The organism is Rahnella inusitata, from assembly GCF_965118895.1.
Taxonomy (GTDB): Bacteria; Pseudomonadota; Gammaproteobacteria; order Enterobacterales; family Enterobacteriaceae; genus Rahnella; species Rahnella inusitata_A.
Map to the genome: position 1 here is coordinate 130,012 of NZ_CBCPJJ010000005.1, position 14,556 is coordinate 144,567.

The 14,556-nt window shown below is 53.1% G+C and carries 15 protein-coding genes; 8 read left to right on the forward strand and 7 right to left on the reverse strand.

Annotation, left to right across the window (positions count from 1 at the left end; genetic code table 11):
- Positions 1-216: 216 nt before the first annotated feature.
- The 6 genes from ACMHLI_RS05365 to ACMHLI_RS05390 all read right to left on the reverse strand — a co-directional run bounded on the left by ACMHLI_RS05365 (position 217) and on the right by ACMHLI_RS05390 (position 4,405).
- The gene (locus tag ACMHLI_RS05365) at positions 217-420 is read right to left on the reverse strand and encodes a hypothetical protein (protein WP_413528547.1); all 204 of its coding nucleotides are present in this window, start codon (positions 418-420) and stop codon (positions 217-219) included.
- A 161-nt stretch (positions 421-581) separates the two neighbouring features.
- Positions 582-1,553, reverse strand: a complete 972-nt coding sequence (cmoB, locus tag ACMHLI_RS05370) for a tRNA 5-methoxyuridine(34)/uridine 5-oxyacetic acid(34) synthase CmoB (protein ID WP_413528548.1) — start codon at positions 1,551-1,553, stop codon at positions 582-584.
- A complete protein-coding gene (gene cmoA / locus ACMHLI_RS05375) occupies positions 1,550-2,293 on the reverse strand; it encodes a carboxy-S-adenosyl-L-methionine synthase CmoA (protein WP_413528549.1) in 744 nt (247 codons plus the stop codon). The genes cmoB and cmoA overlap by 4 nt, the downstream gene beginning before the upstream one ends.
- A gap of 123 nt (positions 2,294-2,416) precedes the next feature.
- Positions 2,417-2,812, reverse strand: coding sequence for an MAPEG family protein (locus ACMHLI_RS05380; protein WP_112164427.1), 396 nt, complete (start codon positions 2,810-2,812; stop codon positions 2,417-2,419).
- Between the two features lie 109 nt (positions 2,813-2,921).
- The gene (locus tag ACMHLI_RS05385; protein WP_413528550.1) at positions 2,922-3,740 is read right to left on the reverse strand and encodes a DUF72 domain-containing protein; all 819 of its coding nucleotides are present in this window, start codon (positions 3,738-3,740) and stop codon (positions 2,922-2,924) included.
- A gap of 89 nt (positions 3,741-3,829) precedes the next feature.
- On the reverse strand, positions 3,830-4,405 hold the full coding sequence (locus ACMHLI_RS05390; protein WP_413528551.1) for a hydrolase: 576 nt from the start codon (positions 4,403-4,405) through the stop codon (positions 3,830-3,832).
- Between the two features lie 349 nt (positions 4,406-4,754).
- On the opposite strand from ACMHLI_RS05390, the gene aspS reads away from it, so the two are divergent.
- From aspS to ruvB, 6 genes are all read left to right on the forward strand, one after another.
- The gene (gene aspS / locus ACMHLI_RS05395) at positions 4,755-6,551 is read left to right on the forward strand and encodes an aspartate--tRNA ligase (RefSeq protein ID WP_413528552.1); all 1,797 of its coding nucleotides are present in this window, start codon (positions 4,755-4,757) and stop codon (positions 6,549-6,551) included.
- Positions 6,551-6,997, forward strand: coding sequence for a dihydroneopterin triphosphate diphosphatase (gene nudB / locus ACMHLI_RS05400; RefSeq protein WP_112164423.1), 447 nt, complete (start codon positions 6,551-6,553; stop codon positions 6,995-6,997). The genes aspS and nudB overlap by 1 nt, the downstream gene beginning before the upstream one ends.
- Positions 6,998-7,023: 26 nt before the next feature.
- Complete coding sequence (locus tag ACMHLI_RS05405) at positions 7,024-7,767, forward strand: YebC/PmpR family DNA-binding transcriptional regulator (protein ID WP_112164422.1); 744 nt, start codon at positions 7,024-7,026, stop codon at positions 7,765-7,767.
- A 108-nt stretch (positions 7,768-7,875) separates the two neighbouring features.
- Positions 7,876-8,397 carry a crossover junction endodeoxyribonuclease RuvC gene (gene ruvC / locus ACMHLI_RS05410; protein ID WP_056769506.1) on the forward strand — a complete coding sequence of 174 codons (522 nt, stop codon included), beginning with the start codon at positions 7,876-7,878 and terminating at the stop codon, positions 8,395-8,397.
- Between the two features lie 87 nt (positions 8,398-8,484).
- Positions 8,485-9,099 (forward strand): Holliday junction branch migration protein RuvA, encoded by a 615-nt coding sequence (gene ruvA, locus ACMHLI_RS05415; RefSeq protein ID WP_413528553.1) that lies wholly within the window; start codon positions 8,485-8,487, stop codon positions 9,097-9,099.
- A gap of 8 nt (positions 9,100-9,107) precedes the next feature.
- Positions 9,108-10,118, forward strand: coding sequence for a Holliday junction branch migration DNA helicase RuvB (ruvB, locus tag ACMHLI_RS05420; RefSeq protein WP_112164421.1), 1,011 nt, complete (start codon positions 9,108-9,110; stop codon positions 10,116-10,118).
- 130 nt (positions 10,119-10,248) lie between these two features.
- Here the strand turns inward: ruvB and ACMHLI_RS05425 are convergent, their stop codons facing one another.
- Positions 10,249-10,512 carry a helix-turn-helix domain-containing protein gene (locus ACMHLI_RS05425; RefSeq protein ID WP_413528554.1) on the reverse strand — a complete coding sequence of 88 codons (264 nt, stop codon included), beginning with the start codon at positions 10,510-10,512 and terminating at the stop codon, positions 10,249-10,251.
- A gap of 739 nt (positions 10,513-11,251) precedes the next feature.
- On the opposite strand from ACMHLI_RS05425, the gene bglF reads away from it, so the two are divergent.
- Together bglF and ACMHLI_RS05435 are read left to right on the forward strand one after the other, a co-directional pair.
- On the forward strand, positions 11,252-13,126 hold the full coding sequence (gene bglF, locus ACMHLI_RS05430; protein WP_413528555.1) for a PTS beta-glucoside transporter subunit IIABC: 1,875 nt from the start codon (positions 11,252-11,254) through the stop codon (positions 13,124-13,126).
- A gap of 22 nt (positions 13,127-13,148) precedes the next feature.
- Positions 13,149-14,546 (forward strand): glycoside hydrolase family 1 protein, encoded by a 1,398-nt coding sequence (locus ACMHLI_RS05435; protein WP_413528556.1) that lies wholly within the window; start codon positions 13,149-13,151, stop codon positions 14,544-14,546.
- The last annotated feature ends 10 nt before the right edge of the window (positions 14,547-14,556 follow it).

A 14,556-nucleotide genomic window follows, 5' to 3' on the forward strand; every position in this document is an offset into this window, starting at 1 on the left:
TCTGCGCATGATTTTCCCCGCGAAGCTGAAAGCATCGCGATACTGATGAATAAGTTTGGCCGAATTTATACACGAAAAAGCAGTAATCAATCCATCAATTAAGCGCATAAAGCGGAAGCTTTACAAAGGCCTGTAACGCAGCGCGCGTTAATGTCAAAAAAGTGTCGTTAATCCGGCGGGTTTATCGCCACTTATGTTGCGGTACGGGCAGTCAGGCTACTTCTCATAAAAGTTTTTAATGCGGATGGCGACGTCAATATTGGCCCAATGCAGCTCATTTTCCTGATGCATGCTGCTGGTGCCGTCTCCCCACGTCACATAGTACGACACATTTCCCTTTTCTGATTCAAACGCATTGATAACGGTACCTTTGATATCACCGGATCTATGTTTAACGATACTGCCTTTAGGGAACTTCATATTTCCTCCCAAAACGTTAACGACGATCTCTTTCACAACAAACGGATAGCAATAATAAAAGGTTAGACCTTTTTCACTGAAGTTGTTGCTGATGGTGTTACAGAACGTGTAGGCAAATATCGGAGGATGACTCCCGCCTGATGACGGGAGTAAAAGCAGAATTACGGCTTGCGGGCGATAAGCAGTGCGCGGCGGGGTGCCGGATAGCCTTCGATGGTTTTGGTCGGATCGTTTGGATCGAGGAACTCGGCCAGCGATTCACTGGTCATCCAGTCTGTGCGGCGTTGTTCTTCAACGGTGGTGACGCTGACGTCAGCAATGCGCACATTCACAAAGCCACATTTGATCAGCCAGTCCTTCAGGGCATCGGCAGAAGGGATGAAGTAGATATTGCCCATCTGTGCATAACGATCGCCCGGCACCAGTACCTGCTGGCTGTCGCCTTCAACCACTAAAGTCTCAAGCACCAGTTCGCCACCGTTCACCAGCTGATTTTTTAGCTGATACAGATGATCCAGCGGCGAACGGCGGTGATACAGCACGCCCATCGAGAATACGGTGTCGAACGCGTTCAGCTCTGGCAGCTGCTCGATGCCCAGCGGCAGTAAATGCGCACGCTGATCGCCACCCAGTAATTTACGCACGGCTTCAAACTGGCAGAGGAAGAGCTGCATCGGGTCGATACCGACCGCCAGATGGGCGCCTGCGCCAATCATGCGCCACATGTGATAACCGCTGCCGCAGCCGACGTCCAGAATGGTGCGTCCGGTGAGGGGAGAAATATGCGGCAGAACGCGATCCCATTTCCAGTCTGAACGCCATTCGGTATTGATTTCAACGTCGTACAGCGAGAACGGGCCTTTGCGCCACGGCATCATATTACGCAACAGGTTTTCGATCCCTTCGCGCTGGCCGGCCGGCAACGGTGTTTCCATATTGGCGGTGACACTGTGTAGCAAATCCAGGCGTTCCGGCTTAATCAGCGGCAGGCGGTCCACCGAGTTAAACCACAGTTTGAATTTGCCATGCAGGGATTCTTTCTGCCACGCGGTCAGCTGAGATGGAAGGGTGTTTAGCCACAGGCTTAACGGGCCTTTGGCGATGACGCGGTAAAAATCACCAAAATCGATCATGCGGGTTCTCCGGCTTTCAGCGCAATCAATGAGCCGAAGTTAAAGCACTGGAACCAGACTTCCGTGTGCTGGAAACCGGCCTGACGCAGGCGGGTTTTGTGGGTTTCGACCGAATCGGTCAGCATGACATTTTCCAGCATGCTGCGTTTCTGGCTGATTTCCAGCTCGCTGTAACCGTTGGCGCGCTTGAAATCATGATGCATGTTGAACAGCAGTTCGCCGACGTCTGTATCTTCAAAGCTGAATTTTTCCGACAGCACCAGCGCAGCCCCCGGACGCATTCCCTGATACACCTGATTGAGCAGGCGCTGACGATCGTCAGGCTCGAGGAATTGCAGCGTGAAGTTCAGCACCACCATCGAGGCGTTTTTCAGCTCAATGTCCAGAATGTCAGATTCAATCACCGTTACCGGCGTTTCGGCGCGGAACGCATCAATATGACGACGGCAGCGTTCCACCATGGCAGGGGAGTTATCGACAGCAATAATTTCGCAGCCCGGCACCTTGATATTGCGACGCATGGAAAGCGTGGCGGCACCCAGCGAACAACCGAGATCGTAGACATTTGAATCCGGCTGAACGAAACGTTCGGCGAGCATGCCAATCATAGAGATAATATTGGAATAACCCGGTACGGAACGTTGGATCATATCGGGGAAAACTTCGGCCACGCGTTCATCGAACGTCCAGTCGCCGAGCTTATCTATTGGTGCAGAAAAAAGCGTATCGTGGTTTGCCATAGTGGTGAGTCAGGCCAGAAAAGAGTGTGGGTAAAAAGTGAGGGCAGATTTTAGCAGATACTGGCGCAGGCAGATACCTGCGCACCGGTGTTCACTGCAAACTGCCCGGAAAAATGGCCGAAGTCAGTTGAAGGCGAGGAACTGGGACCACGGCAGATAGATAATATTGACGACAACCATCAGCACCAGCGAAATATAGGTCGCCGCCATGCCGTTGCGACGCCAGGTAAATTCGCGGTTTTTCAGGCCGTAATAGTGGAATAAGCGCCCGACAATCAGAAGCAGGCCGCAGGCGTGAACCATCCAGACGGCGGCACCGTTCATTTCCATAAACAGCAGTAATAAACAGCCAATCGGCAGATACTCAACGGCGTTGCCGTGCACGCGTATAGCGGTCTGCAGTTCGTAGGATCCCCCGTCACCGGTGGCAATACGGTATTCCATGCGCAAACGTACAACATCGAAAGAGAGTTTGATCAACAGTATGGCGGCAAGCACGACGTATAACGCGCTAATCATGATGACTTCCTTGGTTATTCCAGGTAATCCGGCGGAATATTTTTCTTCTCCGCTGCCCGGCTATGATAGCGGTCTGACTAAAACCTGTCGTCATGAAAAAGTGAATTTTTTAGAACAACGTATCCTGCAACGGCCAGTCTGGCTCCGGCTGAACTGACGGCATCTGCTGGCGCAGTTGTTGCCACAGGCTGCGCGCCTGCTGAGGCGCATCGGTGCAATCGGGCGTATGGATGAATAAATACGGCGAAAGGCCATCGGATTCCCACGCCTGAAGCTTGTTGATCCATTGTGCGAATAAAGGACGGTTGGCTTCCAGCTGGTCGCCGCCGATGAAGCGGACGAGGGGGCGTGAAGCGGTGGCTAAGGCGTGCAGCGGCAGAACAGGTTTTTTGCGTTTGGCTTCAAGAACGGCTTCGGTCACGGAGCCCGAACTGTGCACCGGGCGGCTGTCGAGAATGGCACGGTTAACGCCGCGCTGACGTAAACCTTGATTCAGCCATCGCTCGGCATCGCCTTTGGCAAAGAAATCCAGGTGCCGCACTTCCACGCCGTAATCAAAACCGGCAGGCAGGGCATCAAGGAATAGCCACAAACGATCCAGATGCTGCGGCGCAAAGGTCGCGGGCAACTGCAACCACAGCTGTCCGATGCGTTCGCCAAGAGGTTCGAGTGTGCGATAAAAAGTATCGACATCTTCCTGACAGTCCGCCAGCGCCGCTTTGTGGCTGATGGCCGAGGGGAATTTGAAACAGAAACGGAACGTTTCCGGTGTCATATCACGCCAGCGCATCACCACGTCCTGTTTTGGCAGGGCATAAAAGGTGGTGTTGCCTTCGACACAGTTGAAATACCGCGCGTAATCCGCCAAATCGCGCAGTCCGATGCGTGCCCAGGCGCTGTGATGCCATTGCGGTAAACCAATATACATGCCGGTATCCTCCCGTTCTTCCTTATGAAAACGCCGCCTCTGCGGGCGGCGTCTGGATATCAAAAACAATGCCTTGAGGCAGGGTAACGTTACTGTGGCAGAGCGGCAAGTACTTCGGCGGTGGAGCGTACGCGGCTGATGCGCGGGAAAATAAACTGCACGCTGGACTGATGATGTTCATTGTTGTGCGCGCTGCATGCATCTTCGGCGATCACCAGCTCATAGCCGTGTTCCCAGGCGTTACGCGCGGTAGACTCAACGCCGATGTTAGTAGAGATACCCGCCAGCACGATGCTTTTAATGCCACGACGGCGCAGCTGAAGATCCAGATCGGTGCCGTAGAACGCGCCCCACTGGCGCTTCACCACCAGTAAATCTTTGTCGGTAACCGCCAGTTGCTCCGGGAATTCCCACCAGCTGGCAGGCAAACCGCCTTCAGGAGCAGCCGCCGGGACATCAACCGGTTGTTTCAGCGCTTCGTCGAAAGAATCGGACCAGCCCACGCGAACCATGACGACCGGTGCGCCCAGTTTACGAAAGCGGTTTGCCAGTTCTGTCGCGTTATCCAGCACCTGCTGCGCTGTGTGTGGGCCGCCTGCAAACGGCAGGATCCCTTTCTGTAAATCGATCAGTACCAGTGCGGTGGTTTTAGGGTCAAGTTTCATGGCGTATAGCTCCCGGTTATCTCATTAATAGCGAAAGGAATAATGAACAGCGTGTACAAAGGGGAATGCGCGAGTCTATGCTAACGCGTGGGTCAATTTGGGGATAATTTTGTTAAATTATGTGTAGCAGGCAACATGAGTGAATTTCCGCGCCAGCCGTGACGTGTTCGCACTTATCCTGCGAAGGAAATTCCTTTATAATAGCCGCCTTTTTTAGAAGCTTAGATTTAGAACATAAGCAAACCTATTCCGCGCGCCGCAGTGTTTTGCGGGCGGGCGACCAGAGTGAATAACCGTTTCTGTACCTGTGCGCAGTGAGGCCGGGTAGTGGGATCAAAAGGATACCGTTATGCGTACTGTATATTGTGGAAAGCTGAATGCGTCCAATGTGGGCCAGGAAGTGACATTGTGTGGCTGGGTTAACCGTCGACGCGATTTGGGTGGTCTGATTTTCATCGATATGCGTGACCGCGAAGGCATCGTGCAGGTTTTCTTCGATCCGGATCAGGCCGACGCCTACAAACTGGCCTCTGAGCTGCGCAATGAATTCTGTATCCAGCTGACCGGCACCGTCCGTGCGCGCCCTGAAAGCCAGTTCAATAAAGACATGGCAACCGGTGAAGTGGAAGTGTTCGCAAGCGGTCTGAACATCATCAACCGCTCAGAATCCCTGCCGCTCGACTCCAATCACGTGAACTCCGAAGAAGCGCGTCTGAAATACCGCTATCTGGATCTGCGCCGCCCTGAGATGGCCAATCGCCTGAAAGCGCGCGCAAAAATCACCAGTTTCGTACGCCGTTTCATGGACAGCCATGACTTCCTCGATATCGAAACTCCGATGCTGACCAAGGCCACACCGGAAGGCGCACGCGATTACCTGGTGCCAAGCCGCGTCCATAAAGGGAAGTTCTACGCGCTGCCTCAATCCCCTCAGCTGTTCAAACAGCTGCTTATGATGTCCGGTTTCGACCGTTATTATCAGGTAGTCAAATGCTTCCGTGATGAAGATTTACGTGCTGACCGTCAGCCAGAATTTACTCAGATCGATGTTGAAACCTCCTTCATGAGCGCCGAGCAAGTGCGTGAAGTGATGGAGAAACTGGCGCGCGAACTGTGGCAGGAAATCAAAGGCGTGGATCTGGGCGATTTCCCGATCATGACTTATGCAGAAGCGATGCGTCGTTTCGGTTCTGACAAACCTGACCTGCGTAACCCGATGGAAATGGTTGACGTTGCGGACCTGATGAAAGACATCGAGTTCAAAGTGTTTGCCGATCCGGCCAACGATCCGAAAGGACGCGTGGCCGCGTTGCGCGTACCGGGCGGGGCATCACTGAGCCGTAAACAAATCGACGAATACGCGAAATTCATCGAAATCTACGGCGCGAAAGGTCTGGCTTACATCAAAGTGAACGAAGTGGCGAAAGGTCTTGAAGGTATTCAGAGCCCGGTCGCTAAGTTCCTCAACGCTGGTTTGCTCTCTGCACTGATCGAACGTACCGGCGCACAAGACGGCGATATGATCTTCTTCGGCGCAGCCAGCGCGAAAATCGTGACTGACGCCATCGGCGCACTGCGTCTGAAAGTCGGCCGTGACCTGAAAATCACTCAAGACGACGTGTGGGCACCGCTCTGGGTTATCGACTTCCCGATGTTTGAAGACACCGACGAAGGCGGCCTGAGTGCGATGCACCATCCGTTCACCGCACCGAAAGAGATGAGCGCAGATGAGCTGGCAGCCAACCCGGTTTCTGCGATCGCCAATGCCTACGACATGGTGATCAACGGTTACGAAGTCGGCGGCGGTTCCGTGCGTATTCACCGCAGCGAAATGCAGCAGACCGTGTTCAGCATTCTGGGCATTAACGAGCACGAACAGCGCGAGAAATTCGGCTTCCTGCTCGACGCCCTGAAATACGGCACGCCGCCACACGCCGGTCTGGCCTTTGGCCTGGATCGTCTGGTGATGTTGCTGACCGGTACCGACAACATCCGTGACGTCATCGCCTTCCCGAAAACTACCGCAGCGGCCTGTCTGATGACTGAAGCGCCAAGCTTTGCTAATCCGGCGTCACTGCTGGAGCTGGGTATTGCGGTAGTGGCGAAAAAAGAAGTGACGCCAGACACAAATACAGAGAATAACTAATGAGCGACAAGCGTCCTGAGTCGATACTGTGCGTCATCTACGCCAGAAACACCGGCAGGGTGCTGATGCTACAACGAAAGGATGACCCGAATTTCTGGCAGTCGGTAACCGGCAGTCTGGAAGACGGGGAGTCCCCGAAAGACACCACGCAGCGCGAAGTCATGGAAGAGGTCGGTATCGACATTGCAGGTGAAAACCTGACTCTGCAAGACTGCGATCGCTGTGTGGATTTTGAAATATTTGCGCATTTGCGCCATCGCTATGCTCCCGGCGTGACCCGCAACAAAGAGCACTGGTTCTGTCTGGCATTACCGGAGGAGCGTGATGTGGAACTTACCGAGCATCATGCTTACCGTTGGCTCGACAAAACGGCAGCGGCAGCGCTGACGGTGTCCCCGAGCAACCAGCAGGCGATTGAAGAATTTGTAAACTATTCGGTCTGTTAAGACTTTAGACTTTTTGGAGATTTGTTATGGCAGGTCACAGTAAGTGGGCCAACACCAAGCACCGCAAAGCGGCGCAAGATTCTAAGCGTGGCAAAATTTTCACCAAAATCATTCGTGAACTGGTGACGGCAGCAAAACTCGGTGGTGGCGATCCGGCGGCTAACCCGCGTCTTCGCGCAGCTATCGATAAAGCGCTGTCTAACAACATGACCCGTGACACTCTGAACCGCGCCGTTGCGCGTGGCGTGGGCGGCGATGACGATACCAACATGGAAACCATCATTTATGAAGGTTACGGTCCTGGTGGTTCAGCAGTCATGGTGGAATGCCTGAGTGACAACCGCAACCGTACCGTGGCTGAAGTGCGTCACGCCTTCAATAAAACCGGTGGCAATCTGGGCACTGACGGTTCCGTTTCTTACCTCTTCTCCAAAAAAGGTGTGATCTCTTTTGCGCCGGGTCTGGATGAAGATGTGGTGATGGAAGCCGCTCTGGAAGCGGGCGCAGAAGATATCGTCTCTTATGACGATGGCGCGATTGACGTGTTCACAGCCTGGGAAAGTCTGGGCGATGTGAAAGACGCACTGGAAGCGGCCGGTTTCAAAGCCGACTCCGCAGAAGTCACTATGATCCCATCGACCAAAGCCGACATGGATGCAGACACTGCGCCTAAACTGTTGCGCCTGATCGACATGCTGGAAGATTGTGACGATGTACAAGAGGTTTACCACAACGGTGAAATCTCAGACGAGATTGCAGAAACTCTGTAATTTCCGTGCAGCCGGTGGTTTCCACCGGCTGGCTATCCTGTTATCCCGCAGCAGTTTATACTCTCCCCACTTTCTAATAAAAACGACAACACAAGGCGTTGAGCGGCTATGGCTATTATTCTGGGGATCGACCCCGGTTCGCGTATTACCGGCTATGGCATTATCCGCCAGACAGGGCGTCAGCTGAGCTATCTCGGCAGCGGTTGTATCCGCACCGTGGTGGACGATATGCCCGGGCGTCTGAAACTGATTTACGCCGGTGTGTCGGAAATCATTACCCAGTTCCAGCCTGACTTTTTTGCCATCGAATCTGTATTTATGGCGAAAAACGCCGATTCCGCGTTAAAACTCGGCCAGGCACGCGGTGCGGCGATTGTCGCCGCCGTGAATCAGGATTTACCGGTGTTTGAATACGCTGCGCGACAGGTTAAGCAGACCGTTGTGGGTACCGGTGCCGCAGAGAAATCGCAGGTTCAGCATATGGTGCGATCATTGCTGAAATTACCGGCTAATCCGCAGGCGGATGCCGCCGATGCGCTTGCGATTGCTATTACGCATTGCCATATGAGCCAGAACGCAATCCGTCTTAGTACGGACAAATTACAGATGGCGCGCGGGCGTATGCGATAGACGCCGCAAGTCCATTAGGCTGGATATCCATCCAGCCTTTTTTATGATATAAACATCGCAGTTTTTGACCCGATAAGGAAAATGAACGTGATAGGCAGACTACGAGGCATTATTCTGGAAAAGCAGCCACCTTTGGTGCTGCTGGAAACCAACGGCGTGGGCTATGAAGTGCAGTTGCCGATGACCTGTTTTTACGAATTGCCGGACCTGGGTCAGGAAGCTATCATCTTCACGCAGTTTATCGTCCGCGAAGATGCGCAACTGTTGTATGGATTCAATGACAAACAAGAACGTGCGCTGTTTCGTGAGCTGATTAAAGTCAACGGTGTCGGGCCAAAACTGGCGCTGGCGATTTTATCAGGCATGTCGGCTCAACAGTTTGTCAGTGCGGTGGAAAAGGAAGAAATCACCGCGTTAATTAAGTTACCGGGTGTGGGTAAGAAAACCGCAGAGCGCCTGGTTGTCGAGATGAAAGACCGGTTTAAAGGATTAAACGGTGATCTATTTAACAATCATACTGATATCACGCTACCTGCATCGTCGTCGAAAACTAAAGAATCTGATGCCGAAGGCGAAGCCGTCGCAGCCCTGATTTCACTGGGCTACAAACCACCGGAAGCCAGCCGTATGATCAGCAAAGTTGCCAAACCGGGTGCTGAATCCGAAACGTTGATTAGAGAGGCGCTGCGCGCTGCGCTGTGAGGTAAGAGATGATCGAAGCTGACCGCCTGATTTCGTCCGAAGTCTTCACTACGGAAGAAGAAGTCATTGACCGTGCGATCCGCCCGAAGCTGCTGTCGGAGTATGTCGGCCAGCCGCACGTCCGTTCGCAGATGGAAATCTTTATTCAGGCGGCTAAGCAACGTAAAGATGCACTCGATCACCTGCTGATTTTCGGGCCGCCGGGGCTGGGTAAAACCACGCTCGCCAATATCGTGGCCAATGAGATGGGCGTGAATCTGCGCACCACGTCTGGCCCGGTGCTGGAAAAAGCTGGCGATCTGGCGGCGATGCTGACCAACCTTGAGCCACACGACGTGCTGTTCATTGATGAAATTCATCGTCTGTCGCCGGTGGTTGAAGAGATTCTGTATCCTGCGATGGAAGACTATCAGCTGGATATCATGATCGGCGAAGGGCCTGCCGCGCGTTCCATCAAACTCGATTTACCTCCGTTTACCTTGATTGGTGCTACTACACGCGCCGGTTCGCTGACGTCGCCGTTGCGCGACCGTTTCGGTATTGTGCAACGACTTGAGTTCTATCAGGTGGCCGATTTACAGCACATCGTCGGGCGCAGCGCATTATGCCTGGGGCTGGAACTGTCAGAAGAGGGCGCGCATCAGATTGCCCGCCGTTCTCGCGGTACGCCGCGTATCGCCAACCGTCTGCTGCGCCGCGTGCGCGACTTCGCCGAAGTTAAAGGCGACGGGACGATTAACGGTGATGTCGCCAACGGCGCGCTGGATATGCTTGACGTCGATGCCGAAGGTTTTGATTACATGGACCGCAAACTATTGCTGGCCATTATTGATAAATTTTCCGGCGGCCCGGTGGGGCTGGATAACCTGGCGGCAGCGATTGGTGAGGAACGGGAAACGATTGAGGATGTGATTGAACCCTTCCTGATCCAGCAGGGCTTTATTCAGCGGACGCCGCGTGGCCGCATGGCGACCAATCATGCGTATAAGCACTTTGGACTTTCTCGCGCGGAAGAATAAAACCGGTCGTTTGACAATAAAATTCCTAACGGGCGCTTTCGCGTCCGTTTTGCTTTTTGCAGTTCACCACAAAGGAATCAATACCATAGGACAAATTGCGGTGAAAGACAGGCTTCCACCGCGTCACGGATTACGCTTCCGCTTTAGGGGTACGCAACTTCGGCACAACTAACTCACCCTTGGCATTGTAGTAACGGCTTGGCCAGATTTCCCAGGCCGGAACACCAATCATTTGCGCGATGATCATTTCGCCTTTAGGCCATCGTCGTGACAGGGTGTTAGAAAGTGTGGAAGAACCCAGTCCGGACTCACGAGAGAGCGCCGTCAACGTTGAACCTTTCTTGCGGATTGCCGCGATGATATCGGCGGGATGCCAGTCTTCTCTGGTTATCATAATACGGCCACCTTTGGAGAACAGGGGCGCAGAATAAACAGAAGAGTGGGGGGTGCCTGCCTTGGCTTGTCTTTCATATAACATTGTCCAGTAGATTAGATTTATGGCGACCACTGGAGTTGAGAATCTCACTGGTGGTAGCCCTGACGGGGTTCTCAACACCGGTTCTACTGGATACCGGCCTGACCTAAGTCAGCCCCGCCTGAGCCACCATTGAGATATTGCTTGTTGTTTGTACAGGCAATAGGTGTGCGCAGACTCAGACGTGAAATGCGAGTGCGCATTCCATGTCGCCAGTGAACATTCAGGTTGAGAATCCCGATCGCGGATTTTGCCGCGACGATGAATTATAGCGTAACGGGTAAACGGTTACCAAGGCCGTGATATCCGGCTCACTAAATTTTCAACGTTAAATGAGCTATTTAACGTCTGGAGTCTGTCGCTGCATCTGTTAAATAACGCGCCACATCACACTTCTGCGCAAAACCGGAAGCGGGTCACATTTCCATGTTTTACCCATTATTACGGCTTGTTTCTGTAGACGATTCGACTGAGAATCATTGTCAGAAAGCAGGATTGTTACTGTCTGACAGGCAAAACCTAAACTTCTTGTCTCTTCGCCTAACGCGGAGAGGCCGGACGTTTAGGTTTTTTTTTGGCCTGAATTCAGGGGCCGGCCGCCCCGTTAAAAATACCGGCAATGTCGTGCACGATGCCATTACTCTGATGAGATAACACCATGGAATATAAAAGCTTAGCCGAAGAAATTCTTCGCGGTGTCGGTGGAAAAGAGAACGTTAACAGCGTGGTCCATTGCGCTACCCGTTTACGTTTTAAACTGAAAGATACGCATAAGGCCGATGCAGAAGGCCTGAAAAAAAATCCCGGCGTGATAATGGTAGTGGAAAGCGGCGGTCAGTTTCAGGTCGTGATTGGCAATCATGTTGGCGCAGTGTACGAAGCGTTGATAAAAAGCAGCTCGCTTTCAGAAGACGCTGGGGAAGACTTGGGGGATAAGGGCAGCCTTTTCGCCAGGGCGATTGATATCATCTCCGGCATTTTTACCCCGTTTATCGGCATCATGGCCGCATCGGGTATTCTCAAAGGTTTTCTGGCGCTGTCGCTGGCCTGTGGCTGGCTGGTGCCGGAGAGCGGGACGTACAAAGTCTGGTTCGCAGCCAGCGACGCCATGTTCTATTTCTTCCCATTAGTGATTGGTTTTACTGCCGGTAAAAAATTCGGCGGTAATCCGTTTGTCACGATGATGATCGGCGGTGCGATGGTGCATCCGCTGATGATCGCCGCCTTCGATGCCCAGCAGGCCAGCGCACATAACGAGCATTTCTTCGGTATTCCGCTGGTCTTCATTAACTATGCCTCATCGGTTATCCCGGTGATCCTTGCGGCGTGGGCTTCCAGCTGGCTGGAAAAACGGGCGATGAAAATCCTGCCTGGCGCAGTACGTAATTTTATCACCCCGCTGATTTGTCTGATGGTAATTGTCCCGCTGACCTTCCTGGTCATCGGCCCTGTGGCCACGTGGGCCAGCCAGCAGCTGGCGAACGGCTATCAGTTCGTTTATCACATCAGTCCGCTGGTGGCGGGTGGCTTTATGGGCGCGCTATGGCAGGTCTGTGTGATCTTCGGCCTGCACTGGGGGCTGGTGCCATTGATGATCAACAACTTCAGTATTCTCGGTCATGACACCATGCTGCCACTTTTACTGCCTGCGGTGATGGGACAGGTTGGCGCGGTCATCGGCGTGATGCTGCGCGCCAAAGATGCACGCACAAAAGCGTTGGCGGGTTCAGCCATCAGCGCCGGGATTTTCGGCATCACTGAACCGGCGGTGTACGGCATCAACTTACCGCGTCGTCGCCCGTTTATCTTTGGCTGCGTCGGTGGCGCACTGGGCGGGGCGATCCTCGGGTATTTCCAGACCACCGCCTATTCCTTCGGTTTCGCCAGTATTTTCACATTCACCCAGGTGATCCCGCCAACCGGCTTTGACCAGAGCGTGACTGCCGCGATTGTCGGTACCGTTGTAGCGCTTCTCTTTGCTGCGCTGGCAACCTGGTTCTTCGGCATGAAAGAAGAAGCGGCTGCTCAGCCTGCCGATCCCAAAGTGGTCGCGGAATCGATACAGGCACCGCGCGGTAAAACGCTGATTGGCAGCCCGATGACCGGCCCGTGCGTAGCGCTTGAAGAGGTGAAAGATCCGACGTTTGCCAGCGGTTTGTTGGGTAAAGGCGTGGCTGTCGTGCCAACCATCGGGCGCGTCGTTTCACCGGTCAACGGCACCATCGCCTCCCTGTTTAAAACGCATCACGCCATCGGAATTGAATCCGAGGACGGCGCTGAAATCCTGATCCACGTCGGCATTGATACGGTGAAGCTTGACGGCAAATTCTTCACGCCGCACGTCGCGGTGGACGCGGTGGTTAAGCAGGGCGATTTACTGCTTGAGTTCGATATACAGGGTATTACCGATGCAGGGTACGACCTGACGACGCCGGTGCTTATTACCAACAGCGACGATTATCTCGACGTCATCCCGGCCGGGGTCGGTCAGGACGTCAGCGAACAAATGCCTTTATTAACTTTATTACGTTAACGACCAGAGCCAGGAGGTTCATATGAACAAGCAATTCCCAAACGGTTTTTTATGGGGCGGTGCAGTCGCTGCCAATCAGGTGGAAGGCGCATACCTGACCGACGGTAAAGGGTTGTCCACGTCAGATCTGCAACCGCAGGGCGTTTTCGGTCCGGTACAGGAACGTGTTGAAGGTGATTTCGGCGTTAAAGACGTGGCGATCGATTTCTATCACCGCTATCCGCAAGACATGAAGCTGTTTGCGGAAATGGGCTTTACGGTTCTGCGTACGTCGATTGCCTGGACGCGAATTTTCCCGCAGGGCGATGAAACGCAGCCAAATGAAGCCGGTCTGGCTTTCTACGATCGCCTGTTCGATGAAATGGCGAAATACGGTATCACGCCGCTGGTGACGCTTTCCCACTATGAAATGCCATACGGTCTGGTGAAAAAACACGGAGGCTGGGGCAGCCGCGATACCATCGGTTTCTTCGAAAATTATGCCCGTACGGTGTTCAGTCGCTATAAAAATAAGGTTAAGTACTGGCTGACCTTCAATGAAATCAATATGTCGCTGCATGCCCCGTTCACTGGCGTCGGCCTGCCGGAAGACAGCAGCAAGCAGGAGATTTATCAGGCGATCCATCATCAGCTGGTGGCCAGCGCCAAAGCGGTGAAAGCCTGCCACGAGATAATTCCGGATGCTAAAATCGGTAATATGCTGCTCGGCGGGATGTTGTATCCGCTGACCTGCAAACCGGCTGACATGATGGAAACGCTGCAACAAAACCGTGACTGGTTGTTCTTTGGCGATGTGCAGGTGCGCGGTGCGTACCCCGCGTATATGCAGCGCTTCTTTAAAGACCGTGGTATGAAAATAAATATCACTGCTGAAGATAAACAGGCACTGAAAGAAACGGTCGACTTTATCTCTTTCAGTTATTACATGACTGGCTGTGTGACCACCGACGAAGAGTTAAATGTTAAAGCGCGCGCCAATATTTTAAATATGGTGCCAAACCCGCATCTGCAAAGTTCCGAATGGGGCTGGCAGATTGATCCGCAAGGTTTGCGCTTCCTGATGAACGAATTATATGACCGCTACCAAAAACCATTATTTATTGTGGAAAACGGTCTGGGTGCCCGCGATAACGTGGAAGCCGACGGCAGCATCAATGATGATTACCGCATTCAGTACATTAATGATCATTTGGTTCAGGTTCGCGAAGCGATTGAAGATGGCGTTGAAATTATGGGCTACACCAGCTGGGGCCCGATAGACCTGGTCAGCGCATCGAAAGCAGAGTTCTCAAAACGCTACGGCTACATTTACGTTGACCGTGACGATCAGGGGAACGGTACGCTGGAACGTCGCCGTAAGAAAAGCTTCTACTGGTATACCGATGTGATTAAATCCAACGGTGCTTCGTTAAAATCGTAATCTGATTTAT

Coding starts and splice junctions, on each gene's coding strand:
- ACMHLI_RS05365 (WP_413528547.1), bottom strand. CDS start 420: ATGAAGTTCCCTAAAGGCAGTATCGTTAAACATAGATCCGGTGATATC.
- cmoB (WP_413528548.1), bottom strand. CDS start 1,553: ATGATCGATTTTGGTGATTTTTACCGCGTCATCGCCAAAGGCCCGTTA.
- cmoA (WP_413528549.1), bottom strand. CDS start 2,293: ATGGCAAACCACGATACGCTTTTTTCTGCACCAATAGATAAGCTCGGC.
- ACMHLI_RS05380 (WP_112164427.1), bottom strand. CDS start 2,812: ATGATTAGCGCGTTATACGTCGTGCTTGCCGCCATACTGTTGATCAAA.
- ACMHLI_RS05385 (WP_413528550.1), bottom strand. CDS start 3,740: ATGTATATTGGTTTACCGCAATGGCATCACAGCGCCTGGGCACGCATC.
- ACMHLI_RS05390 (WP_413528551.1), bottom strand. CDS start 4,405: ATGAAACTTGACCCTAAAACCACCGCACTGGTACTGATCGATTTACAG.
- aspS (WP_413528552.1), top strand. CDS start 4,755: ATGCGTACTGTATATTGTGGAAAGCTGAATGCGTCCAATGTGGGCCAG.
- nudB (WP_112164423.1), top strand. CDS start 6,551: ATGAGCGACAAGCGTCCTGAGTCGATACTGTGCGTCATCTACGCCAGA.
- ACMHLI_RS05405 (WP_112164422.1), top strand. CDS start 7,024: ATGGCAGGTCACAGTAAGTGGGCCAACACCAAGCACCGCAAAGCGGCG.
- ruvC (WP_056769506.1), top strand. CDS start 7,876: ATGGCTATTATTCTGGGGATCGACCCCGGTTCGCGTATTACCGGCTAT.
- ruvB (WP_112164421.1), top strand. CDS start 9,108: ATGATCGAAGCTGACCGCCTGATTTCGTCCGAAGTCTTCACTACGGAA.
- ACMHLI_RS05425 (WP_413528554.1), bottom strand. CDS start 10,512: ATGATAACCAGAGAAGACTGGCATCCCGCCGATATCATCGCGGCAATC.
- bglF (WP_413528555.1), top strand. CDS start 11,252: ATGGAATATAAAAGCTTAGCCGAAGAAATTCTTCGCGGTGTCGGTGGA.
- ACMHLI_RS05435 (WP_413528556.1), top strand. CDS start 13,149: ATGAACAAGCAATTCCCAAACGGTTTTTTATGGGGCGGTGCAGTCGCT.